The following is a 21,917-nucleotide window of genomic DNA, read 5'->3' on the forward strand; positions in this document are numbered from 1 at the left end:
GGATCATCCCGGTGGGTACCAAGGTCACATCGTTCAGCGCCACCAACAGCACGGCCGAGCTCAGGCCGACACGGCCGCCGAGCTCAGGCCGACACCGATGCGGGGGGGCGCTATCGGTTCGGACCCATGCCGAAGCGTGGTCGCTGCCGGTTCGCGGCCGCTATCGGTTCGGGCTCACGCCGAAGCCCGGGGCGCGGTCAGTCCAGAGCCGTGCCGAAGCCCGGGGCACCATCGGCTCAGACCCACGCCGAAGTCGGGACCGCCCATCTGTTCGGACTCGCGTCGGTGCAGGGCTCGCCGCCACCGGTTCGGACCGGCGCCGAAGCCGAGGTACCTGTCGGTTCGGACCCGCGCCGAAGTCGGGCTCTCCACCGGCCGAGACCCGCGCCGGTGCAAGGCTCCCCGCCATCAGTCCAGACCGGCACCCGAGCCGCACTCACCACCCACGGTTCAAGCCGACACCGAAGCCCCGCCCACCACCCACAGTTCAAACCGACACCGAAGCCGGGCTTGCCGATCTGTCCGTGGTCGGGGTGGTGCCGGCACGGGGCAGGTCGATGATGAACTCCGTGTGGCCCAGGGCGCTTTCCACGTGGATGTGGCCGTCGTGTGCCGCGGTGATCGCGTCGACGATCGCGAGGCCGAGGCCGGAGCCGCCCTCCTTGCCGGTGGTGCGGGAGCGCGAGGCGTCGGCGCGGGTGAAGCGCTCGAAGACCGTGGGCAGAAGTGACGGCGGAATGCCGGGGCCGTCGTCCCTGACGCGGATGACACAGTGCGCGTCCGTCGCCTCCACCGAGGCGATGACCGTCGTGCCAACAGGCGTGTGCATACGGGCGTTGGCCAACAGGTTGGCCACCACCTGGTGCAGCCGTGCCTCGTCGCCGACGACCAGCGCCGGGGCGTCGAGGAACAACGCCAACTGCCAGTTGTGGTCCTCCCCCGCGGCCCGCGCGTCCCAGACGGCCTCCGCGACGAGCGACGCCAGATCCACCTCCGCGACCTGCAGCGGCCGCCCCTCGTCGAGCCTCGCGAGCAGCAGCAGATCCTCCACGAGCCCGGTCATCCGTGCCGACTCGGCGGAGACGCGGCGCCAGGCCAGCGACGCTTCGATCCGCTCGGTGCCGCGGTTCATCAGTTCCGCGTATCCGGCGATGGACGCCAGTGGCGTACGCAGTTCGTGGCTGGCGTCGGCGAGGAAGCGCCGCATCCGTTCCTCGCTGCGGCGCATCTCCTCCTCGCCGCGCTGCCGTTCCGCGAGCGAGGACTCCACATGGTCGATCATGCGGTTGAGGGCGGCGCCGACCTGACCGGCCTCGCTGCCGGGGTCGGTGTCGCGGTCGGGTACGCGGGTGAGCGCGGTGACCTCGCCGTGGCCCAGCGGCGAGCGGGACACCTCGACGGCGGTCGCCGCGACCCGGTCGAGCGGGCGCAGTTGGCGCCGGATGACGACGGCGCAGACGACGCCCGCGGCGGTGAGGCCCACCACCGCGACCACGGCCTCGACCACGACCAGGCGGCCGATCAGCTCCTGGACGTCGTCCATCGGGAGCCCGGTGAGGACCGGGACGCCGTCCCCTCCGAGGGCGGTCACGCGGTAGGTGCCCAGGCCCGGAAGGCTGCGGGTGTGCAGGGTGCCGTCGGTGGTGATGCCCGCGAGCGCGGCCCGCTGGGCGGCGGTGAGGACCTGTTGGTGGCCGTCGCCGGTGACCACCTCGGCGACGATGACGTGACCGTCGTCGTCGAACCGGGCGGCCACCGTCCCGACCGCCTGCCCCCGCTCGGCCAGGAACCCCAGGTCGGTGTCCGACTGCTCCCCCTCCCGGCGCTGCAGCCCGCCCTGGCTGCGCTCGGCGGAGTCGGTGACGCGCTCGTCCAGGTTGCCCAGCAGATAGGCGCGTTGGGCGACGATCGTGGTGAGCGCGAGGGCGGTGCAGACGGCGACCAGCGCGGCACCCACGAAGACGAGCAGCCGGCTGCGCAGGGACCGCCCGCCGAGCCGGGCCCGCGGAGACCGCCCACCCGGCCGAACCCGCCCGGACCGCCCACCCGGCCGAACCCACCGAGCCCGCCCCTCGACCGACCCCCCGACCTCTCCCCCGACCCGCCGCCCCAGCCCGAACGCGCTCATCTCCCGTCCTCCGGCGGCCTGATGGCGTAGCCGACCCCGCGCACGGTGTGGATCATCGGCGCCCGGCCCTTGTCGATCTTCCGGCGCAGGCTGGAGATGTACACCTCGACGAGGTTCCCGCCGCCGTCGAAGGAACTGCTCCACACATGGGACAGGATCTGCGTCTTGCTCAGCACCTGGCGCGGGTGGCCGAGCAGCAGCCCGAGCAGCTCGAACTCCTTGGCGGTGAGCCGGATCGCCGTACCGTCGCGGCGTACCTCCCGGGTCTCCTCGGTCAGCACGAGATCGCCGAGCACCCGCACGGACGGGTCGGGCCGCGGCTCCTCGGCCCCGGCCCGGCGCAGCAGTCCGCGCAGCCGCAGTACGACCTCCTCCAGCGAGAAGGGCTTCGTGACGTAGTCGTCGGCGCCCGCGGCCAGCCCGTCGATGCGGTACTCCAGCGCGTCGCGGGCGGTGAGCATGAGGACGGGCAGCTTCGGGTTCTCGTACCGCAGCCGGCGCAGCACCTGTACGCCGTCCAGGTCGGGCAGCATCCCGTCGAGGACGACGGCGTGCGGCGCGCAGCCGCGGGCGAGGCGCAGCGCGCTGCGTCCGTCGGCCGCCGGGTAGGGCCGCCAGCCGGCCTCGGTGACGGCCACGGACAGCAGCTCGGTGAGCGTGGGTTCGTCGTCGACGATCAGCACGCGGACGCGGTCGCTCGGGGTGCCAGACCTTCGGGTGCCAGACATGTGCCGATCGTGTCCCGGTGGCCTGGGAGAACCCTGTGTTCCGCCTTTGGCCCAGCCGTGCGGACGTTCGCGGGACATCACGGTACGGCGAAGGGCCGCACCCCTGTCACCAGGAGCGCGGCCCTTCGACTGCCGTACCGGACCGCTTACTTGTCCTTGCGGATCAGGCTGCGCAGCACGTACTGCATGATGCCGCCGTTGCGGTAGTAGTCCGCCTCGCCGGGGGTGTCGATGCGGACGACCGCGTCGAACTCCACACCGGTGTCGGTGGTGACCTTGACCGTGCGCGGGGTGGTGCCGTTGTTCAGCTCCTCGACGCCGGTGAAGGAGAACGTCTCCTCGCCGGTCAGACCAAGGGACTCGGCGGTGGCACCCTCCGGGAACTGGAGCGGGAGCACACCCATGCCGATGAGGTTCGAGCGGTGGATGCGCTCGTAGGACTCGGCGATGACGGCCTTGACGCCGAGGAGCGCGGTGCCCTTGGCGGCCCAGTCGCGGGACGAGCCGGAGCCGTACTCCTTGCCGGCCAGGATGGCCAGCGGGGTGCCCTGCTCGATGTAGTTGCGCGAGGCGTCGTAGATGAACGACACCGGCGCGTCCGCCTGGGTGAAGTCGCGGGTGAAGCCGCCCTCCGTGCCCGGCGCGATCTGGTTGCGCAGGCGGATGTTGGCGAACGTGCCGCGGATCATGACCTCGTGGTTGCCTCGGCGCGAGCCGTAGCTGTTGAAGTCACGACGCTCCACACCGTGCTCGGTGAGGTACTTGCCGGCCGGGGTGTCGGCCTTGATGGCGCCGGCCGGGGAGATGTGGTCGGTGGTGACCGAGTCGCCCAGCTTGGCGAGGACCCGCGCGCCGGTGATGTCGGAGACCGGGGTGGTCTCCATCGTCATGCCCTCGAAGTAAGGGGGCTTGCGGACGTACGTCGACTCCGCGTCCCACTCGAAGGTGTTGCCGGTCGGGATCGGCAGCGCCTGCCACTGGGCGTCGCCCGCGAAGACGTCCTGGTAGGACTTGTTGAACATGTCCTCGCCGATGGCGTTCGCCACGACGTCGTTGACCTCGGCCTCGGTCGGCCAGATGTCTTCGAGGAAGACCGGCTTGCCGTCCTGGTCGGTGCCGAGCGCGTCCTTGGTGATGTCCACCTTCATGGAACCCGCGAGGGCGTACGCGACGACCAGCGGCGGGGAGGCCAGGTAGTTCATCTTGACGTCGGGGTTGATACGGCCCTCGAAGTTGCGGTTGCCGGAGAGGACCGACGTGACCGCGAGGTCGTGCTCGTTGACCGCCTTGGAGACCTCCTCGGGCAGCGGGCCCGAGTTGCCGATGCAGGTGGTGCAGCCGTAGCCGACGAGGTTGAAGCCGACCTTGTCGAGGTAGGGGGTGAGCCCCGCCTTGTCGAAGTAGTCGGTGACGACCTTGGAGCCCGGGGCGAGGGTGGTCTTGACCCACGGCTTGCGGGTCAGGCCCTTCTCCACGGCCTTCTTCGCGACGAGCGCGGCGGCGACCATGACGTACGGGTTCGAGGTGTTGGTGCAGGAGGTGATGGCCGCGACCGTCACCGCACCGTGGTCGATCTCGTAGGTCGAGCCGTCGGGGGCCGTGACCAGGGTCGGGCGGGTCGGCACACCGTTGGTGGCGGCCGGGGCGTCGGAGGCCGGGAAGGACTCCTTGCCCGCCTCGTCGTCCTCGTCCACGTAGTTGCGGACGTCCTGGGCGAACTGCTGCGAGGCGTTCGCGAGGACGATGCGGTCCTGCGGGCGCTTCGGGCCGGCGATCGACGGGACGACCGTCGAGAGGTCCAGCTCCAGCTTCTCGGAGAAGTCGGGCTCGGCGGCCGGGTCGAGCCAGAGGCCCTGCTCCTTGGCGTACGCCTCGACGAGCGCGACCTGCTGCGCGTCACGGCCGGTCAGGCGCAGGTACTTCAGGGTCTCGTCGTCGATCGGGAAGATCGCGGCGGTGGAGCCGAACTCCGGCGACATGTTGCCGATGGTGGCGCGGTTGGCGAGGCTCGTGGCCGCCACACCCTCGCCGTAGAACTCGACGAACTTGCCGACGACGCCGTGCTTGCGCAGCATCTCGGTGATCGTGAGCACGAGGTCCGTGGCGGTGGTGCCGGCGGGCAGCTCACCGGTCAGCTTGAAGCCGACGACGCGCGGGATGAGCATCGAGACCGGCTGACCGAGCATCGCGGCCTCGGCCTCGATGCCGCCGACGCCCCAGCCCAGCACGCCGAGGCCGTTGACCATGGTGGTGTGCGAGTCGGTGCCGACGAGGGTGTCGGGGTAGGCCTGGCCGCCCCGGACCATGACCGTACGCGCGAGGTGCTCGATGTTCACCTGGTGGACGATGCCGGTGCCCGGCGGGACGACCTTGAAGTCGTCGAAGGCGGTCTGGCCCCAGCGCAGGAACTGGTAGCGCTCCTTGTTGCGGCCGTACTCCAGCTCGACGTTCTGGGCGAACGCGTCGTTGGTGCCGAACTTGTCGGCGATGACGGAGTGGTCGATGACCAGCTCGGCCGGGGAGAGCGGGTTGACCTTCGCCGGGTCGCCGCCGAGCTCCTTGACGGCCTCACGCATGGTGGCGAGGTCCACGACACAGGGCACGCCGGTGAAGTCCTGCATGATCACGCGGGCGGGCGTGAACTGGATCTCCTGGCTGGGCTGCGCCTGCGAGTCCCAGCCTCCGAGGGCCCGGATGTGGTCGGCGGTGATGTTCGCGCCGTCCTCGGTACGGAGCAGGTTCTCCAGCAGCACCTTCAGGCTGTACGGAAGGCGAGCCGAGCCTTCCACCTTGTCCAGCCGGAAGATCTCGTACGACTCGTCGCCCACCTGCAGCGTGCTGCGGGCGTCGAAGCTGTTCGCCGACACGACAGTCTCCTTCATTGATGTGCGCGTACCCACCGCATCCTGCCGCCACGACGTCTTGGCCGATCCGCTAAGGTACGGCTAAGTTAGGTAACCCTTACCAGGTTGGCGGCTGCGGGGCGCCTCGGCAGATATCTCGATGTCGAGATAACTCTAGTACATGGGGGCGGACTGGTCATGCCCGGCCCCGCCCTCACGCCGCTCGGCGGCCCGCCCGGCCGAGGCCATCGTCCACCCGCCGGACCCGGCACGCGACCGGGCCCCTCGCACGACCGCGAGGAGCGGTGCCGGCGACAGGGCCCATCGCGATCACCATCGGCCACGGCTACGGCTACGGCTACGCACCGATCGGCGACGCCCGCGCGGGACCCAGGGCCATGGAGCCGCCGATGCCGGGTACCCGGGCGCGGACCGGCGAACGGCAAGCGTGAGGAGAAGTCATGGCCCTGACGTTCCGTAAGAGCTTCCGGATCCTTCCCGGGGTGCGGCTCAACATCAACCGGCACTCGTGGTCACTCACCACGGGAGGCCCGCACGGACCGCGCCGCACGCGGAGCAGCACGGGGCGGCGTACGACGTCGATGGATCTGCCCGGACCCTTCGGGTGGCGTCGCACCCGTACGGCCAAGCGCCACTGACGGCCCGTCACCCGTACGGAGCCCCCGAAATGCGTCATCTCATATCTGAGATAGCCTGCACCCATGGCAGACGATTACCTCGTACGCATCGGCAAGCTCATCCGTGACGCCCGGCAGCACCGGGGCTGGACACAGTCGCAACTTGCCGAGGCGCTCGGCACCAGCCAGAGTGCCGTCAACCGCATCGAGCGCGGCAACCAGAACATCAGCCTTGAGATGATCGCTCGAATCGGTGAAGCACTGGACAGCGAGATCGTGTCGCTGGGATACGCGGGTCCGATGCACCTGCGCGTGGTCGGCGGACGTCGGCTCTCCGGCTCCATCGACGTGAAGACCAGCAAGAACGCGTGTGTGGCACTGCTGTGCGCGACGCTCCTCAACAAGGGGCGCACGGTGCTGCGCCGGGTCGCCCGCATCGAGGAGGTGTACCGCCTTCTGGAGGTACTCGGCTCCATCGGCGTACGCACCCGGTGGATCAACGACGGCGTGGACCTGGAGATCGTGCCGCCGGCCGAGCTGGACATCGCGGCGATCGACGCCGAGGCGGCCATCCGCACCCGCTCGATCATCATGTTCCTCGGCCCGCTGCTGCACCGTATGGACAGCTTCAAGCTGCCGTACGCGGGCGGTTGCGACCTCGGCACGCGGACGATCGAACCGCACATGATCGCGCTGCGCCGCTTCGGTCTGGACATCGCCGCGACCGAGGGGCTGTACCACGCGCGGGTGGACCGGAGCGTCTCCCCCGACCGCCCGATCGTGCTGACCGAGCGCGGCGACACGGTGACCGAGAACGCGCTGCTGGCCGCCGCGCGGCACGAGGGCGTGACCGTCATCCGCAACGCGTCCTCCAACTACATGGTCCAGGACCTGTGCTTCTTCCTGGAGGCGCTCGGCGTCGAGGTCGAGGGCATCGGCACCACCACGCTCACCGTGCACGGCGTGCCGAACATCGACGTCGACGTGGACTACTCCCCCTCCGAGGACCCGGTCGAGGCGATGAGCCTGCTCGCCGCCGCGGTGGTCACCGAGTCCGAGCTCACCGTCCGCCGGGTGCCCATCGAGTTCCTGGAGATCGAGCTCGCGGTCCTGGAGGAGATGGGCCTCGACCACGACCGCACCCCGGAGTACTTCGCCGACAACGGCCGTACGCGCCTGGTGGACCTGACCGTGCGCCCCTCCAAGCTGGAGGCGCCGATCGACAAGATCCACCCGATGCCGTTCCCCGGCCTGAACATCGACAACGTCCCGTTCTTCGCGGCCATCGCGGCCTCCGCGCAGGGCAAGACCCTCATCCACGACTGGGTCTACGACAACCGCGCCATCTACCTCACGGACCTCAACCGCCTCGGCGGCCGTCTCCAACTCCTCGACCCGCACCGGGTGTTGGTCGAGGGCCCGACCCGCTGGCGCGCCGCCGAGATGATGTGCCCGCCCGCACTGCGACCCGCCGTGGTCGTCCTGCTGGCGATGATGGCCGCCGAGGGCACGTCCGTGCTGCGGAACGTGTACGTCATCAACCGCGGCTACGAGGACCTGGCGGAGCGGCTCAACTCGATCGGCGCGCAGATCGAGACCTTCCGGGACATCTGACGGAACCCGTCGAGCCGCCTCCCTGTCCGGGGAGGCGGCTCGACGGGTTGCGGCGGTCTCTCAGACCTCGGTCAGCGTGATGTCCTGCCGGCGGGACGCGTGGAAGCGTGGCATCGGGAGGCCGCCGCCGCTCAGCTCCATCACGGTGGCCTCGACGTGGGCGGCGCCCGGGGTGAAGGCGTCCTTGCGGGTCTCGGAGTTGGACCAGCGGTGCTCGGCGCCGTCGCAGAGCGCCGACGTGCCGCCGATGCCGTGGCGCACCCGGGGGTCGCCCTGCGACACGGACGAGGAGACGAACACGGGCCCGGTGCCGCTGAGGCAGCGGTAGGTGCCGGAGAGGGTGATGGTGCCGTCGGAGGTGACGGTGCCGGTCGGGTCGACGGTCACCTCCTCCTCGTAGGGAGCGGAGTGGGCGACGGCCGACGAGGTGAGGAGCAGCAGCGCGGCCCCGGTGGCCGCGACGAAGGCCTGGCTGACCTGGCGCAAGGACATGGAACTACCTCCTGGAACGGGGGCTCCAGAGGTACCGGGCCCACGCTCCCGGGCCGGTGATCGTCACCCCTTTGGTGGCGAGTCCGCACCGCCGGTGACGCGGCCCGGGCCCCCCGCCCGGTCCCGGGTCCGCATCGTCCGTCCTGGGGACGTCCGAGTGTTGTCCGCGTGTTGTCACGCTTCTCGGCGGGCGGTTCCGATGAGTTCGCCGCGGGAGCATGGTCTACCTATGCGAGGCGACGACAACGCCGCCGGACTCATCGCATCCGACGTGGAGGTGCGCCATGTGTTCTCACCAGACCTCGGACCACACCGGCCGTGGGACGGCACACACCGTCTCCGCCCACCCCGAGCAGGGCTGGAGCCTCCTGTGCGACGGCTCGATCGTCTTCGACGACTCCGGTGAGCTGCTGGCCGACGGCCGCGTCGTCGCGCCGCACCGGGTGTTCGTCGAGCAGCTGGCCACCGCGGCCTGACCGACCCTCCGCAGCAGGCCCCCTAGGCCAGCACCGCGAAGCCGTCGAGCTCGACGAGTGCCTGGTCGTCCCAGAGCCGTACGGTGCCGATGACGGCCATCGCGGGGTAGTCGCGGCCCGCCAACCGGTGCCAGATACGGCCCAGTTCGGGGGCATGGGCGCGGTAGTCCCCGACGTCGGTGGCATGGACCGTGACCCGGGCGAGGTCGGCGGGGGTGCCGCCCGCGGCCCGCAGGGCGGTCAGCAGATTGGTCAGCGCCTTCTCGAACTGCTCCGGGAGGGTCTCGCCCACCACCTTCCCGTCCGTGTCCAGCGCGGTCTGGCCCGCCAGGAAGACCAGCCGGCTGCCGGTGGCCGTCACGGCGTGGGAGAAGCCGGTGGGCGGGGAGAGTTCGGGCGGGTTGATGCGCTCGGTGCTCATCGCGGGACCATCCCTTCCAGGGCCCTCACGGGGCCTCCGTGGTGGCGTACAACTCCTTGGCGATGACGGCCCGTTGGACCTCGCTCGCGCCCTCGTAGATGCGCGGCGCCCGCACCTCCCGGTAGAGGTGTTCGAGGAGGTGGCCGCGGTGCAGGGCGCGGGCGCCGTGCAGTTGGACCGCCGCGTCGACGACGTACTGCGCCGTCTCGGTGGCGAGCAGCTTCGCCATCGCGGCGCGCCTGGGCACATCGGGGGCGTCCTCGTCGTACGCCGCGGCGGCCGCGTACACCATCAGCCGGGCCGCCTCCGTGCGCAGCGCCATCTCGGCGACCTGGTGGGCCACTGCCTGAAGGTCCCTCAACTTGCCGCCGAACGCGTCCCGTTGGGCCGTGTGCGCCAAAGCCGCCTCCAGGGCGGCCTGCGCCATGCCGACCGCGAAGGCGCCCACGCTCGGCCTGAACAGGTTCAGGGTGCGCATCGCGACCCGGAAGCCGTGATCGGGTTCGCCCAGCACGTCGTCCGCCGTCACCGGTACGGCGTCGAAGGCGAGGGAGCCGATCGGGTGCGGCGAGAGCATGTCGAGGGGGGTGCCGGTGAGGCCGGGCCGGTCGGCGGGGACCAGGAAGGCGGTGACGCCCCGCGCTCCGGCGTCGCGGGTGGTGCGCGCGAAGACGGTGTAGATGTCGGCCTCGGGCGCGTTGGAGATCCAGCACTTCTCCCCGGTGAGCCGCCAGCCGCCGGAGCCGTCCTTGTCGGCCCGCAGCGCCAGCGCCGCCGCGTCCGAGCCCGCACCCGGCTCGCTCAGCGCGAAGGCGGCCACCGCGCTTCCGCCGCTCACCGCCGGGAGCCAGCGCTCGCGCTGGGCCCGCGTGCCGTACGCGTGCACCGGGTGCGCACCCAGGCCCTGGAGGGCGAGCGCGGTCTCGGCCTCCGTGCAGACCTGGGCCAGGGACTCGCGCATCAGGCACAGATCGAGCGCCCCGGAGGTGAAGAGCCTCTCCAGCAGGCCCAGTCGGCCGAGTTCGGCGACAAGAGGGCGGTTGACATGGCCCGGCTCGCCCTTCTCCGCGAGCGGACGCAGATGTTCCGCGGCCAGTGAGCGCAGCTCGCCACACCAGGCGGTCTGTGCCGGATCGAGCGAGAATGCCGTCATTGCCGGTCCCCTCTCCCCTGTCGGGCTACCTCTGGAGGTTATCGCGGACCGTTGACTGTCGTCACCAACACGATACGCTCCTTGTGCGAGCCGCGAGCCCACCACGACGCCCACCAAGGCAAGGGGGCGAACCGCCATGGAAACCAGGAGCGCCGGCGACGACGCACTACCGACGACCTCGGCCCACGTCGACACCTTCACGCGTGACCATCTCCCGCCCCCCGACCAGTGGCCCGAACTCCGCTTCGACCTCCCCGAGCTCCGCTACCCCGAACGGCTGAACTGCGCAGCGGAGCTGTTCGGGCACACCGACCCGCAGCGCCCGGTGTTCCGGACGGCGGACGGCGACCTGTGGACGTACGGGCAGCTCCTCGCCCGGGTCGACCGCATCGCCCATGTGCTGACCTCCGAGCTCGGCGTCGTACCCGGCCGGCGTGTGCTGCTGCGCGGGCCCACCACGCCCTGGCTGGCGGCCTGCTGGCTGGCGGTGCTCAAGGTCGGCGCGGTCGCCGTCACCGTGCTGGCCCAGCAGCGCCCCCACGAGCTGAGCACGATGTGCGAGATCGCCCGGGTGACCCACGCCCTGTGCGACATCCGGTCCGTCGACGACCTCGTCAAGGCGGAGATCCCCGGGCTGCGGATCACCACCTACGGCGGGGACGCGCCGGACGACCTGCTGCTGCGGATCACGGGAGCGCCGGACGAGCCGTTCCCGGCCGTCGACACGGCGGCCGACGACGTCGCGCTGATCGCGTTCACCTCGGGCACGACCGGCCGGCCCAAGGGGTGCATGCACTTCCACCGCGATGTGTTGGCGATAGCGGACACCTTCTCGAAGCATGTGTTGAAGCCACATGCCGACGATGTCTTCGCGGGAAGTCCCCCGCTCGGCTTCACCTTCGGTCTCGGCGGCCTGGTGATCTTCCCGATGCGAGCGGGGGCCAGCTCACTGTTGCTCGAACAGGCGGGCCCCAAGCAGCTGCTGCCCGCGATCGCCGAGCACCGGGTCTCCGTGCTGTTCACCGCGCCGACTGCGTACCGGGCGATGCTGGACGAGCTGGACGCCCACGACACCGCGTCGCTGCGGCGCTGTGTGTCGGCCGGCGAGAACCTGCCCGCGGCCACCTGGAAGGCCTGGCACACCCGGACCGGGCTGCGCATCATCAACGGCATCGGCGCCACCGAGCTCCTGCACATCTTCATCTCGGCGGCCGACGAGCGGATCCGGCCCGGCACGACGGGCGTTGCGGTACCGGGGTGGCAGGCGCGCGTCGTGGACCACTCCGGCGCGCCGGTGCCCGACGGGGAACCCGGCCTGCTCGCCGTGCGCGGCCCGGTCGGCTGCCGCTATCTCGCCGACCCGCGTCAGCGTGAATACGTGAGCGGCGGCTGGAACATCACCGGCGACACCTATGTGCGCGATCCCGACGGCTACTTCCGTTATGTCGCCCGCGCCGACGACATGATCATCTCGGCCGGGTACAACATCGCGGGCCCGGAGGTCGAGGACGCCCTGCTGCGCCATCCGGACGTGGTCGAGACGGCGGTCGTGGGGCGCTCCGACGAGGCGCGCGGACAGATCGTGGTGGCGTACACGGTCCTGCGCCCGGGCGCACGCCAGGACCCGGAGGGCCTGCGCGCCTTCCTCAAGTCCGAGCTGGCGCCGTACAAATGCCCCCGCGAGATCGTCTTCCTGGACGCCCTCCCGCGCACCGCGACCGGCAAGCTCCAGCGCTTCCGTCTGCGCACCGAGGGCGACCGGCAGTGATACCGACGACCTAAGATGATCAACGTGGCCGACCAGCACGCTCCCCGCTCCCTCATCGTCACGCTCTACGGCGCGTACGGCCGGTTCATGCCCGGCCCGGTGCCGGTGGCCGAGCTGATCCGCCTGCTCGCCGCGGTGGGCGTCGACGCGCCCTCCGTACGGTCCTCGGTGTCCCGGCTCAAGCGCCGCGGGCTGCTCGAACCGGTGCGCACGGCGGCCGGCGCGGCCGGGTACGCGCTGTCGCCGGACGCGCGGCAGCTCCTCGACGACGGCGACCGGCGCGTGTACGCGGCGGCGCCCGCCGAGGACGACGGCTGGGTGCTCGCCGTCTTCTCCGTGCCGGAGTCCGAGCGGCAGAAGCGGCACGTCCTGCGCTCGCGGCTGGCCGGCCTGGGCTTCGGAACCGCGGCCCCCGGGGTGTGGCTCGCCCCGGCACGCCTCTACGAGGAGACCCGCCACACCCTGGAACGGCTGCGGCTCGACTCCTACGTGGACCTGTTCCGCGGGGAGCACCTGGGCTTCGCGGCGACGACGGACGCGGTCGCGCGCTGGTGGGACCTCGCCGCGATCGCCAAGCAGCACGAGGAGTTCCTCGACCGCCACGCGCGCGTGCTGCACACCTGGGAGGGGCGCGCGGACACCCCGCCCGAGGAGGCCTACCGCGACTACCTGCTCGCCCTGGACACCTGGCGCCACCTCCCGTACGCCGATCCCGGACTGCCTCCCGCGCTGCTGCCCGCGGACTGGCCGGGCGCCCGCTCCGCCGCCGTGTTCCGGGCGCTGCACGAGCGGCTGCACGACGCGGGCGCGGCTTTCGCGGGTGTTCCCGAGCCCTTGACCGAGATGTGATCCCAGCTGCGTCAGGTGCCGAGCGCGGGCAAGCCGAGGGTGAGCCGGGGTTTGGGGGCGTCGGTGCGTCCGGTCTGCGGGCGCCGGTTCCCCGCGCGGTAGGGCGCGGGCCAGCTCACGCCCGGACCGGTGTACCCCTGCTCGGCGGCCGCGTGGAGCGTCCAGTGCGGGTCGTACAGGTGCGGCCGGGCGAGAGCGCACAGGTCCGCGCGTCCGGCCAGGATCAGGGAGTTGACGTCGTCCCAGGAGGAGATCGCACCGACGGCGATCACCGGGATGCCGGTCTCGCGGCGGATCCGGTCGGCGTACGGCGTCTGGTACGAACGGCCGTACTCCGGCTGTTCGTCCGCCACCACCTGGCCCGTCGACACGTCGACCGCGTCGGCGCCGTGCGCGGCGAACGCCCGCGCGATCTCCACCGCCTCGTCCGCCGTGGTGCCGCCTTCGGCCCAGTCGGTGGCGGAGATACGGACGGTCATGGGCCGTTCCTGCGGCCACACGGACCGTACGGAGTCGAAGACCTCGAGGGGGAAGCGGAGCCGGCGGCCGAGCGAGCCGCCGTAGGCGTCGGTGCGCCGGTTGGTCAGTGGTGACAGGAAGCCGGAGAGCAAGTAGCCATGGGCGCAGTGGAGTTCGAGCAAGTCGAAGCCGCAGCGCGCGGCACGCCAGGCGGCGGCGGTGAACTGTTCGCGAATGTCGGTGAGTTGGGCACGGCCGAGCTCGCGGGGCGTCTGGCTGTGCTGCTTGTACGGGATCGGGGAGGCGGCCACGAGGGGCCAGTTGCCCTCCTCCAGCGGCTCGTCCATGCCCTCCCACATCAGCTTGGTGGAGCCCTTGCGGCCGGAGTGGCCGAGCTGCACGCCGATGGCCGCGCCCGGTGCCTGCGCGTGCACGAAGCCGGTGATCCGCTTCCATGCCTCGGCCTGCCGTCCGGTGTACAGGCCGGCGCATCCGGGCGTGATCCGCCCCTCGGCGCTGACGCACACCATCTCGGTCATCACCAGGCCGGCGCCGCCGAGGGCCCGCGCGCCCAGGTGGACCAGGTGGAAGTCGCCGGGGACGCCGTCCACGGCCGAGTACATGTCCATCGGCGAGACGACGACCCGGTTGCGCAGGGTCAGGCCGCGGAGCCGGAACGGGGTGAACATCGGGGGTGTGCCGGGCGGGCAGCCGAACTCCCGCTCCACGCCCGCGGTGAAGTGCGCGTCGCGCAGCCGGAGGTTGTCGTGGGTGACGCGGCGGCTGCGGGTGAGGAGGTTGAAGGCGAACTGGCGCGCGGGCTGGTCGAGATAGAGGTTCAGGTTCTCGAACCACTCCAGGCTGGCGCGGGCCGCACGCTGCGTGGAGGCGACGACGGGGCGCCGCTCCTGCTCGTACGCGACCAACGCCTGTTCCAGCGACGGCTGTTCCTCCAGACAGGCGGCCAGTGCGAGCGCGTCCTCGACGGCGAGCTTCGTGCCGGAGCCGATGGAGAAGTGCGCGGTGTGCGCGGCGTCGCCGAGGAGGACCAGGTTGCCGCTCGACCAGCGCTCGTTGACGACCGTGCGGAAGTTGATCCACGCCGACTTGTTGGACCGCAGGGTCCGTCCGCCGAGCGCGTCCGCGAAGATCTTGGCGCACCTCTCGACGGACTCCTGCTCGTCGAGTTCCTCGAACCCGGCCGCCTGCCACACTTCCTCGCGCATCTCGATGATCACGGTGGAGGAGTCGGCGGCGTAGGGGTAGCCGTGCAGCTGCATCGCCCCGTGCTCGGTCTCGGCGATCTCGAAGCGGAACGCGTCGAAGGCGAAGTCGGCGGCGAGCCAGATGTACCGGCACCGGTGCGTGACCACATGGGGTCGGAACACATGGGCGTCCGCCCCACGGGTGAGGCTGTTGACCCCGTCGGCGGCCACCACGAGGTCGTACGACGACATCAGCTCGGAGGCCGCCGGCGCCTCCGCGCGGAAGCGCAGCTCCACTCCCAGGGCGCGGCAGCGGTCGTGCAGGATCTCCAGGAGCCTGCGCCGTCCGAGTGCCGCGAACCCGTGGCCGCCGGAGCTGTGGCGCACCCCGCGGTGCACGATGTCGATGTCGTCCCAGCGTACGAACTCCTCCTGCAGTGCCGCGTACACGACCGGGTCGGCGTGCTCGATCCCGCCGAGCGTCTCGTCGGACAGGACGACGCCGAAGCCGAACGTGTCGTCGGGCGCGTTGCGCTCCCAGACGGTGATCTCGCGGGCCGGGTCGAGCCGCTTGAGCAGGGCGGCGGCGTAGAGCCCGCCCGGCCCGCCGCCGATCACCGCGACCCGCAGCGCCTCCGGGGCGCCCCACCCGCCCGGCACGGTCACCGCCCCCGCCACTTCGGCGGCCGCTTCTCCGTGAAGGCGGCATGGAACTCCGCGTAGTCCTCGCCGTTCATGAGGAGGGCCTGCGTCGCGGCGTCGAGTTCCACCGAGGCGGCGAGCGGCATGTCCAGTTCGGCCGTGAGCAGGGCCTTCGTCTGGGCGTACGCGAGAGCCGGGCCCTCGGCGAGGCGGCGGGCGAGGGCGAGAGCGGCCTCGTCGGCGCGTCCTTCGTCCGTCAGCTCGCTGATCAGCCCGATCCGCTCGGCCTCGGGCGCCCGCACCGGCTCGCCCAGCATCAGCAGTCGGGTGGCGTGCCCCAGCCCGACCACCCGGGGCAGCAGATAGGCGGCACCCATGTCGCCGCCGGACAGCCCGACGCGGGTGAAGAGGAAGGAGAAGCGCGCGGAGGGGTCGGCCACCCGGAAGTCGGCCGCCAGCGCCAGCACCGCTCCCGCGCCGGCCGCCACCCCGTGCACCGCCGCGACCACCGGGAACGGGCACTCCCGTACGGCCCGCACGACCTGTCCGGTCATCCGGTTGAAGTCGAGGAGCTGGGCGGTGTCCATGGAGAGGGTCGCGCCGATGATCTCGTCGACGTCGCCGCCGGAGCAGAAGCCGCGCCCCTCGCCGGCCAGGACGAGGGCGCGCACGGCCCTCTCCCGGGACAGCTCGGCGAGCAGGTCGCGCAGATCGGCGTAGGCGCCGAAGGTGAGCGCGTTGAGTTTCTCGGGCCGGGCCAGCGTGACCGTGGCGATGCCGTCCTCGATCACGCACCTCAGGTGCTGCCAGTCGGGGGTGCGGGCGGCGGAGCCGGTGAAGGGACTCATGACGTGCGGCCTCCTCGGGCGGGGGCGGCGGTCCGGGGCTGCGGTGCGGCGGTTTCGGGCCGCCGATGCGGCCCCTCTCCTCCTACTCAACGAAGCTATCACTCATCTGTGACTGTCGTCAGGAGTGCGCGATAAGCCGTCGCGAAATGGCCGTTTCCCGTCACCGAGTCACGGCTCTTCGATAGCCCCGTAACGGCGGGCACACACCGCGGGAGTCGGCACGTTGCGGTGGGTACGGAGCCCGATGCGGGGGCTTTGCGGGCCGAAGGTCCCGGAAAACACCCGCCGAGCGCCTCTGCCCGGTTGCGCCGTACCATTCGTAATGTTGAAAGCAGGACAGCCTGCTCCATGAACGGACCCGCCTTGCACGAACCCCCCGCCCCCGCCTCCTGGCGCATCGCGCTGCCGCACTCCGCCGCGGCCGTGCCCGTGGCCCGCGCACTGGTCCGTACGGCGCTGGCCGAGCTGGAGCACAAGGCCGACAGCGACACCGCGGAGCTGCTAACCGCCGAGCTGGTCGCCAACGCCGTGGAACACACCGCGGGCGACGCCCCCATAGAGCTGGTCGTGGAGCTGATGGCGACCGGCTGCCAGGTCGAGGTGCACGATCCCGACCCGGCGCCGCCCGGCGATCTCACGGTCCCCGGCCCGCCCGGCGAGCCCGACCCCTGGCAGGAGCACGGCCGCGGCCTGCTCCTGATCCGCGCACTCAGCTCGGCCTGCGGCCACCGCCCCACCGAGTCCGGCAAGGCGGTCTGGTTCAGGCTGCCCGTGGTGCCGCACCAGTGGCGTCCGGCGTGAGGGCGACGCCCGCCTCCGCTTCCGCTCCGGGCACCGGGCGCGAGTCGCGCCACCCGTAGAGCACGTGCACGACGAGCCCGGCGACCAGGAAGGCCTGGGCCCGTCCGGCTCAGGCGAGCGTGGCGACCATGATCGCCTTGATGGTGTGCAGCCGGTTCTCGGCCTCGTCGAAGACGACCGAGTACGCCGACTCGAAGACCTCGTCCGTGACTTCCAGGGAGTCGAGGCCGTGGGTCTCGTGGATCTCACGGCCGACCTTCGTGCCCAGGTCGTGGAAGGCCGGAAGGCAGTGCAGGAACTTGACGTCCGGATTGCCCGTGGCACGCAGGACGTCCATGGTCACGGCGTACGGGGCCAGGGCGGCGATCCGCTCGTCCCACACCTCCTTGGGCTCGCCCATGGAGACCCAGATGTCGGTGGCGACGAAGTCGGCGTCCCGGACGCCCTCGGCGACGTCCTCGGTGAGGGTGACGACGGCGCCGCTGCCCTCGGCGAGCTTCCGCGCCCGGGCGACGACGTCGTCACTGGGCCAGTAGGCCCTGGGCGCGACGATCCGTACGTCCATGCCGAGCAGCGCGCCGGTGATCAGGTACGAGTTGCCCATGTTGAAGCGGGCGTCGCCGAGATAGGCGAAGACGAACCCGTCGTTGTACAGGTCCTTCTTGCTGTGCTCGGTCATCGTCAGCACGTCGGCAAGCATCTGTGTGGGGTGCCAGTCGTCGGTCAGGCCGTTGTAGACGGGCACTCCGGCATAGGCGGCCAGCTCCTCGACGCCGGCCTGGCTGTCGCCCCGGTACTCGATCGCGTCGAACATCCGGCCGAGCACCCGCGCGGTGTCCTTGATGGATTCCTTGTGGCCTATCTGGGAGCCGGACGGATCGAGATACGTCGTCGAGGCACCCTGGTCCGCCGCGGCCACCTCGAACGCGCAGCGCGTGCGCGTCGAGGTCTTCTCGAAGATCAGTGCGATGTTCTTGCCCCGGAGGTACTGGGTCTCGGTCCCCGCCTTCTTCGCCGCCTTCAGCTCGGCGGCCAGCGCGACCAGGCCGCGGAACTCCTCCTCGGTGAAGTCCAACTCCTTGAGGAAGTGGCGTCCGGCGAGGGCGGTCGGGACAGTCGCCATGAGGGCGCTCCAGGGTTACGAGTACAGGGACCTTTGGAATTCTATACGATGCTCAACATTTCTATACGATCACCTCTTCGCCTGCGGATCCTTCGGCGCCTCACACGACTACGGCACTCCCAGCGCATCTCGCGCTGCATCCATACGGCATCTCATACGGCGTCCCGCTCGACCGGACAGCTCATGCAGCGCGGCCCGCCCCTTCCCCGGCCCAGCTCGCTGCCCGGGATCTCGATCACCTCGATGCCCTGCTTGCGCAGATGCGTGTTGGTGGTCGAGTTCCGCTCGTAGGCCACGACGACCCCCGGCTCGACGGCGAGGACGTTGCAGCCGTCGTCCCACTGCTCGCGTTCGGCCGCGTGCACGTCCTGGGTGGCGGTCAGGACGCGGACGGCGTCGAGGCCGAGCGCGGCGGCGATCGCGCGGTGCATGTGCTCCGGGGGATGGTCGGTGACCTTCAACTCCTTGTCGCCCGCGCCCGGTTCGATGGTGTACGAGCGGAGCATGCCGAGCCCCGCGTACTTCGTGAAGATGTCGCCGTCGACCATCGTCATCACCGTGTCGAGGTGCATGAAGGCCCGCCGCTTGGGCATGTCGAGCGCCACGATGGTGCGCGCGGAGCCGGCTGCGAAGAGCTTGTGGGCGAGCATCTCGACGGCCTGGGGCGTGGTCCGCTCGCTCATCCCGATGAGCACGGCGCCGTTGCCGATGACGAGGACGTCGCCGCCCTCGATGGTCGACGGATAGTCCGCCATCCCTTCCGACCACCGGCTGAAGGTCTCGTCACGGAAGAGCGGGTGGTGCCGGTAGATCGCCTCGAAGTGCACCGTCTCGCGCTGGCGGGCGGGCCACTTCATGGCGTTGATCGACACCCCGTCGTAGATCCAGGCGGAGGTGTCCCGGGTGAAGAGGTGGTTGGGCAGGGGGCCGAGCAGGAAGTCGTCGAGGTCCATGACGTGGAAGCGCACGGACGTCGGCTCGGGATGGGCGTCGAGGAACTCCCGCTTGGTCATCCCGCCGACCAGGGCCTCGGCCAGTTCGTGCGCCGGCAGCGTCTCGAAAGCGGCCCGGAGGTGGTCCGTGGCGAGCGGGCCGTACTCCTTCTCGTCGAAGACCCGGTCGAGGACGAGCGATCTGGCCGCCGGGACCTCCAGGGCCTCCGTGAGCAGGTCGCCGAAGAGGTGGACGGCGACTCCGCGGTCGCGCAGCACGTCCGCGAACCCGTCGTGCTCGGCGCGCGCCCGTCGCACCCACAGCACGTCATCGAAGAGCAGGGCGTCCTTGTTGCTGGGGGTGAGCCTTTTGAGCTCCAGATCAGGCCTGTGCAGGATGACGCGGCGCAGCCGCCCGGCCTCGGAGTCGACATGGAATCCCATGTCTCCATCCTGACCATCCGGACGCGCGTTCACCCGCCGATCGCCCGGAACCGGACCACTTGATTTCGTCCCCTTGACGATAATGGGTCGCGCGCCTTATCGTCGCAATGACGAAAACAAGGGAGGTGGGCAGCCGCGACGCGCCCACCGGCAAGGGGAGCTTCATGGCCGACATCACCCGTCGACTCGGCTGGCGCCATCTGCGCGGGGCGCCGACCGCCCACGTCCGGCACCATCGGTCGGGGCGGCTCGCGCACGACGGGCCCGGCCTGAGCTTCTGGTACCGGTCCCTCACCGCCGCGCTCTCCGAAGTGCCGGTCGACGACCGCGAGTTGGCGATGACCTTCCATGCCCGTACGTCCGACTTCCAGGACGTGACGGTGCAGGCGACGGTCACCTACCGCATCAGCGACCCGGCCGTCGCCGCCGCGCGCCTCGACTTCTCCATCGACCCCGACACCGGGATCTGGCGCGGCGCACCCCTCGAACAGCTCGGCACCCTGCTGACGGAGACCGCCCAGCAGCACGCACTGGACGTCCTCGCCCGTACGCCGCTGGCGGCCGCCCTGGCCGACGGCGTGGCATCGGTGCGCGAGCGCGTCGCAGGCGGCCTCGCGGCCGAACCACGGCTGCCCGCCACCGGCATCGACGTGGTGGCGGTACGGGTGGTGGCGCTGCGGCCGGAGCCCGAGGTGGAGCGGGCGCTGCGCACCCCCGCCCGCGAGCAGATCCAGCAGGAGGCGGACCGGGCGACGTACGAACGGCGTGCCGTCGCCGTCGAGCGGGAGCGGACGATCGCCGAGAACGAGCTGGCGAGTCAGATCGAACTGGCCCGGCGCGAGGAGCAGTTGGTCGACCAGCGCGGCACGAACACCCGGCGCGAGGCGGAGGAGCACGCCGCAGCCGACGCCGTCCGCGCGGGAGCGGAGGCGGCGCGCACGGTCCGTCTCGCGGAGGCGGAGGCCGCACGGTCACTGCATCTCGCGGAGGCGGAAGCGGGGCGCTCGCTCCGGCTCGCGGAGGCCGAGGCCGGGCGGTCGGCCCGGCTCACGGAGGCGGAGGCCGCGCGCACCGTGAAGCTCGCCGACGCCGAGGCCGTGCGTGCCGTGCGACTGGCGCGGGCGGAGGCGGAGGCCGCACGGGAGGTCGGCGAGGCACGGGCCCAGGCCCAGGCCGCCTGGCTGCGCGTGCACGCCGAGGTCGACGTCGCCACCCTCAACGCCCTGACGGGCACCCGGCTCGCGGAGAACCTGCCGCACATCGACAGCATCACGGTGTCGCCGGACGTCCTGACGGGGCTGCTCTCGCGGCTCGGCGGGGCGGCGGCGGCGGGGGCGGGGGCGGCTTCGAGCTCGGGCTCGGGCTCGGGCTCGGGTTCGGGTGAGTCGGCGTGAGTCTCGCGCCGCGGGTCGTGCTGGTCCATCGCACCACGGAGTACGAGGAGTTGGTGGCCCGGCACGGAACGCACGGCCAGGCGGCGTTCTTCCTCACGTCCCGCGGCCGGAGCATCGAGGAGGTCGCCGAACGGCACACGCGCGCGCGCCGGGCGCTGACCGACGTGGCGTCGGCCATCCCGCTGACCTGGCGTCAGGCTCGGGTGGAGCGCGGTGACTTGGACCGCTTCCTGTTCGCACCCGAGGACGTGGTGGTCGTCGTGGGACAGGACGGACTGGTCGCCAACGTCGCCAAGTACCTGACCGGGCAACCGGTGGTCGGCATCGACACGGACCCCGGGCGCAACCCCGGCGTGCTGGTGCGCCATCGCGCCGCGGACGCGGGCCCGTTGATCTCCTCGGCCACCGCCCCGGGCACGCAGGCCGACGAACTCACCATGGTCGAGGCCGTCGCCGACGACACCCAGCGCCTGGTCGCCCTCAACGAGGTCTACCTCGGGGCGGCCGGACACCAGACGGCCCGATACCGCCTGGGGTTCGACGACGACAGGGGTGTCGTCGAGTCCCAGGCCTCGTCCGGGGTGCTCGTGGGAACGGGGACGGGGGCGAGCGGATGGATCCGGTCGGTCCGGCAGGAGCGGGGCGGGGGCCCACCCCCGCCGGGGCCCACGGAGGAGCGGCTGCTGTGGTTCGTGCGCGAGGCGTGGCCGTCGCCGGCCACGGGAACCTCACTCGTCGCCGGAGAACTCCCGCGCGGGGCGGGACTCAGGCTCACGGTGGAGTCGGACCGCTTGATCGCCTTCGGGGACGGGGTGGAGAGCGACGCGTTGGAACTGACGTGGGGGCAGTCGGTGCGGGTGGGGGTGGCGGAGGTCCGCTTGCGACTGCTGGGCTAGAGCGACTCAGCCCGTCCGGCGTTTGAGGACGAGCGCGAAGCGCGACAGGGGGGCGAGGGGGCG

At 71.3% G+C, this 21,917-nt stretch carries 19 protein-coding genes; 9 read left to right on the plus strand and 10 right to left on the minus strand.

Annotated elements, in window-relative coordinates; translation table 11 throughout:
* Positions 1 to 487: 487 nt before the first annotated feature.
* The 3 genes from ABZS97_RS20935 to acnA form a co-directional block, all read right to left on the minus strand.
* Complete coding sequence (locus tag ABZS97_RS20935; RefSeq protein WP_356139779.1) at positions 488 to 1,957, minus strand: ATP-binding protein; 1,470 nt, start codon at positions 1,955 to 1,957, stop codon at positions 488 to 490.
* A gap of 167 nt (positions 1,958 to 2,124) precedes the next feature.
* Positions 2,125 to 2,856, minus strand: a complete 732-nt coding sequence (locus ABZS97_RS20940) for a response regulator transcription factor (RefSeq protein WP_356139780.1) — start codon at positions 2,854 to 2,856, stop codon at positions 2,125 to 2,127.
* Positions 2,857 to 3,002: 146 nt separating this feature from the next.
* Positions 3,003 to 5,723: an aconitate hydratase AcnA gene (gene acnA, locus ABZS97_RS20945; RefSeq protein WP_356139781.1), complete on the minus strand. Its 2,721-nt coding sequence runs from the start codon at positions 5,721 to 5,723 to the stop codon at positions 3,003 to 3,005.
* Between the two features lie 281 nt (positions 5,724 to 6,004).
* On the opposite strand from acnA, the gene ABZS97_RS20950 reads away from it, so the two are divergent.
* The 3 genes from ABZS97_RS20950 (at position 6,005) to ABZS97_RS20960 (ending at position 7,951) form a co-directional block, all read left to right on the plus strand.
* Positions 6,005 to 6,151 (plus strand): hypothetical protein, encoded by a 147-nt coding sequence (locus tag ABZS97_RS20950; RefSeq protein WP_356139782.1) that lies wholly within the window; start codon positions 6,005 to 6,007, stop codon positions 6,149 to 6,151.
* A 9-nt stretch (positions 6,152 to 6,160) separates the two neighbouring features.
* Positions 6,161 to 6,358 carry a DUF4236 domain-containing protein gene (locus ABZS97_RS20955; protein WP_356139783.1) on the plus strand — a complete coding sequence of 66 codons (198 nt, stop codon included), beginning with the start codon at positions 6,161 to 6,163 and terminating at the stop codon, positions 6,356 to 6,358.
* A gap of 63 nt (positions 6,359 to 6,421) precedes the next feature.
* Complete coding sequence (locus ABZS97_RS20960) at positions 6,422 to 7,951, plus strand: UDP-N-acetylglucosamine 1-carboxyvinyltransferase (RefSeq protein ID WP_356139784.1); 1,530 nt, start codon at positions 6,422 to 6,424, stop codon at positions 7,949 to 7,951.
* Positions 7,952 to 8,011: 60 nt separating this feature from the next.
* Here the strand turns inward: ABZS97_RS20960 and ABZS97_RS20965 are convergent, their stop codons facing one another.
* Positions 8,012 to 8,443, minus strand: a complete 432-nt coding sequence (locus tag ABZS97_RS20965) for a DUF6299 family protein (protein WP_356139785.1) — start codon at positions 8,441 to 8,443, stop codon at positions 8,012 to 8,014.
* Between the two features lie 284 nt (positions 8,444 to 8,727).
* On the opposite strand from ABZS97_RS20965, the gene ABZS97_RS20970 reads away from it, so the two are divergent.
* Positions 8,728 to 8,919, plus strand: a complete 192-nt coding sequence (locus ABZS97_RS20970; protein WP_356139786.1) for a DUF5999 family protein — start codon at positions 8,728 to 8,730, stop codon at positions 8,917 to 8,919.
* A gap of 22 nt (positions 8,920 to 8,941) precedes the next feature.
* On the opposite strand, the gene ABZS97_RS20975 is transcribed toward ABZS97_RS20970, so the two are convergent.
* Together ABZS97_RS20975 and ABZS97_RS20980 are read right to left on the minus strand one after the other, a co-directional pair.
* Positions 8,942 to 9,340, minus strand: coding sequence for a RidA family protein (locus ABZS97_RS20975; protein ID WP_356139787.1), 399 nt, complete (start codon positions 9,338 to 9,340; stop codon positions 8,942 to 8,944).
* 25 nt (positions 9,341 to 9,365) lie between these two features.
* Entirely contained in the window at positions 9,366 to 10,493 is a 1,128-nt protein-coding gene (locus ABZS97_RS20980) for an acyl-CoA dehydrogenase family protein (RefSeq protein ID WP_356139788.1), read from the minus strand.
* 136 nt (positions 10,494 to 10,629) lie between these two features.
* Here ABZS97_RS20980 and ABZS97_RS20985 point away from each other — a divergent pair, with 136 nt between their 5' ends.
* Both ABZS97_RS20985 and ABZS97_RS20990 read left to right on the plus strand, forming a co-directional pair.
* Entirely contained in the window at positions 10,630 to 12,261 is a 1,632-nt protein-coding gene (locus ABZS97_RS20985; protein ID WP_356139789.1) for an AMP-binding protein, read from the plus strand.
* Positions 12,262 to 12,276: 15 nt separating this feature from the next.
* The gene (locus tag ABZS97_RS20990) at positions 12,277 to 13,110 is read left to right on the plus strand and encodes a PaaX family transcriptional regulator C-terminal domain-containing protein (protein ID WP_356139790.1); all 834 of its coding nucleotides are present in this window, start codon (positions 12,277 to 12,279) and stop codon (positions 13,108 to 13,110) included.
* Positions 13,111 to 13,121: 11 nt separating this feature from the next.
* Here ABZS97_RS20990 and ABZS97_RS20995 read toward each other — a convergent pair whose 3' ends face one another.
* Entirely contained in the window at positions 13,122 to 15,452 is a 2,331-nt protein-coding gene (locus tag ABZS97_RS20995) for a bifunctional salicylyl-CoA 5-hydroxylase/oxidoreductase (protein ID WP_356139791.1), read from the minus strand.
* Positions 15,437 to 16,264, minus strand: a complete 828-nt coding sequence (locus ABZS97_RS21000; protein ID WP_356139792.1) for an enoyl-CoA hydratase family protein — start codon at positions 16,262 to 16,264, stop codon at positions 15,437 to 15,439. The genes ABZS97_RS20995 and ABZS97_RS21000 overlap by 16 nt, the downstream gene beginning before the upstream one ends.
* A 348-nt stretch (positions 16,265 to 16,612) precedes the next feature.
* Here ABZS97_RS21000 and ABZS97_RS21005 point away from each other — a divergent pair, with 348 nt between their 5' ends.
* The gene (locus tag ABZS97_RS21005; RefSeq protein WP_356139793.1) at positions 16,613 to 17,065 is read left to right on the plus strand and encodes an ATP-binding protein; all 453 of its coding nucleotides are present in this window, start codon (positions 16,613 to 16,615) and stop codon (positions 17,063 to 17,065) included.
* Between the two features lie 109 nt (positions 17,066 to 17,174).
* On the opposite strand, the gene argF is transcribed toward ABZS97_RS21005, so the two are convergent.
* Entirely contained in the window at positions 17,175 to 18,188 is a 1,014-nt protein-coding gene (gene argF / locus ABZS97_RS21010) for an ornithine carbamoyltransferase (RefSeq protein WP_356139794.1), read from the minus strand.
* A gap of 152 nt (positions 18,189 to 18,340) precedes the next feature.
* Positions 18,341 to 19,564: an arginine deiminase gene (locus ABZS97_RS21015; protein ID WP_356139795.1), complete on the minus strand. Its 1,224-nt coding sequence runs from the start codon at positions 19,562 to 19,564 to the stop codon at positions 18,341 to 18,343.
* A 164-nt stretch (positions 19,565 to 19,728) separates the two neighbouring features.
* On the opposite strand from ABZS97_RS21015, the gene ABZS97_RS21020 reads away from it, so the two are divergent.
* Both ABZS97_RS21020 and ABZS97_RS21025 read left to right on the plus strand, forming a co-directional pair.
* Complete coding sequence (locus ABZS97_RS21020) at positions 19,729 to 20,958, plus strand: SPFH domain-containing protein (protein WP_356139817.1); 1,230 nt, start codon at positions 19,729 to 19,731, stop codon at positions 20,956 to 20,958.
* Positions 20,955 to 21,854, plus strand: coding sequence for a hypothetical protein (locus ABZS97_RS21025; RefSeq protein WP_356139796.1), 900 nt, complete (start codon positions 20,955 to 20,957; stop codon positions 21,852 to 21,854). Before ABZS97_RS21020 ends, ABZS97_RS21025 begins: the two co-directional genes overlap by 4 nt.
* Positions 21,855 to 21,917 lie beyond the last annotated feature (63 nt).

The organism is Streptomyces sp. NPDC005485, assembly GCF_040606085.1.
GTDB lineage: Bacteria > Actinomycetota > Actinomycetes > Streptomycetales > Streptomycetaceae > Streptomyces.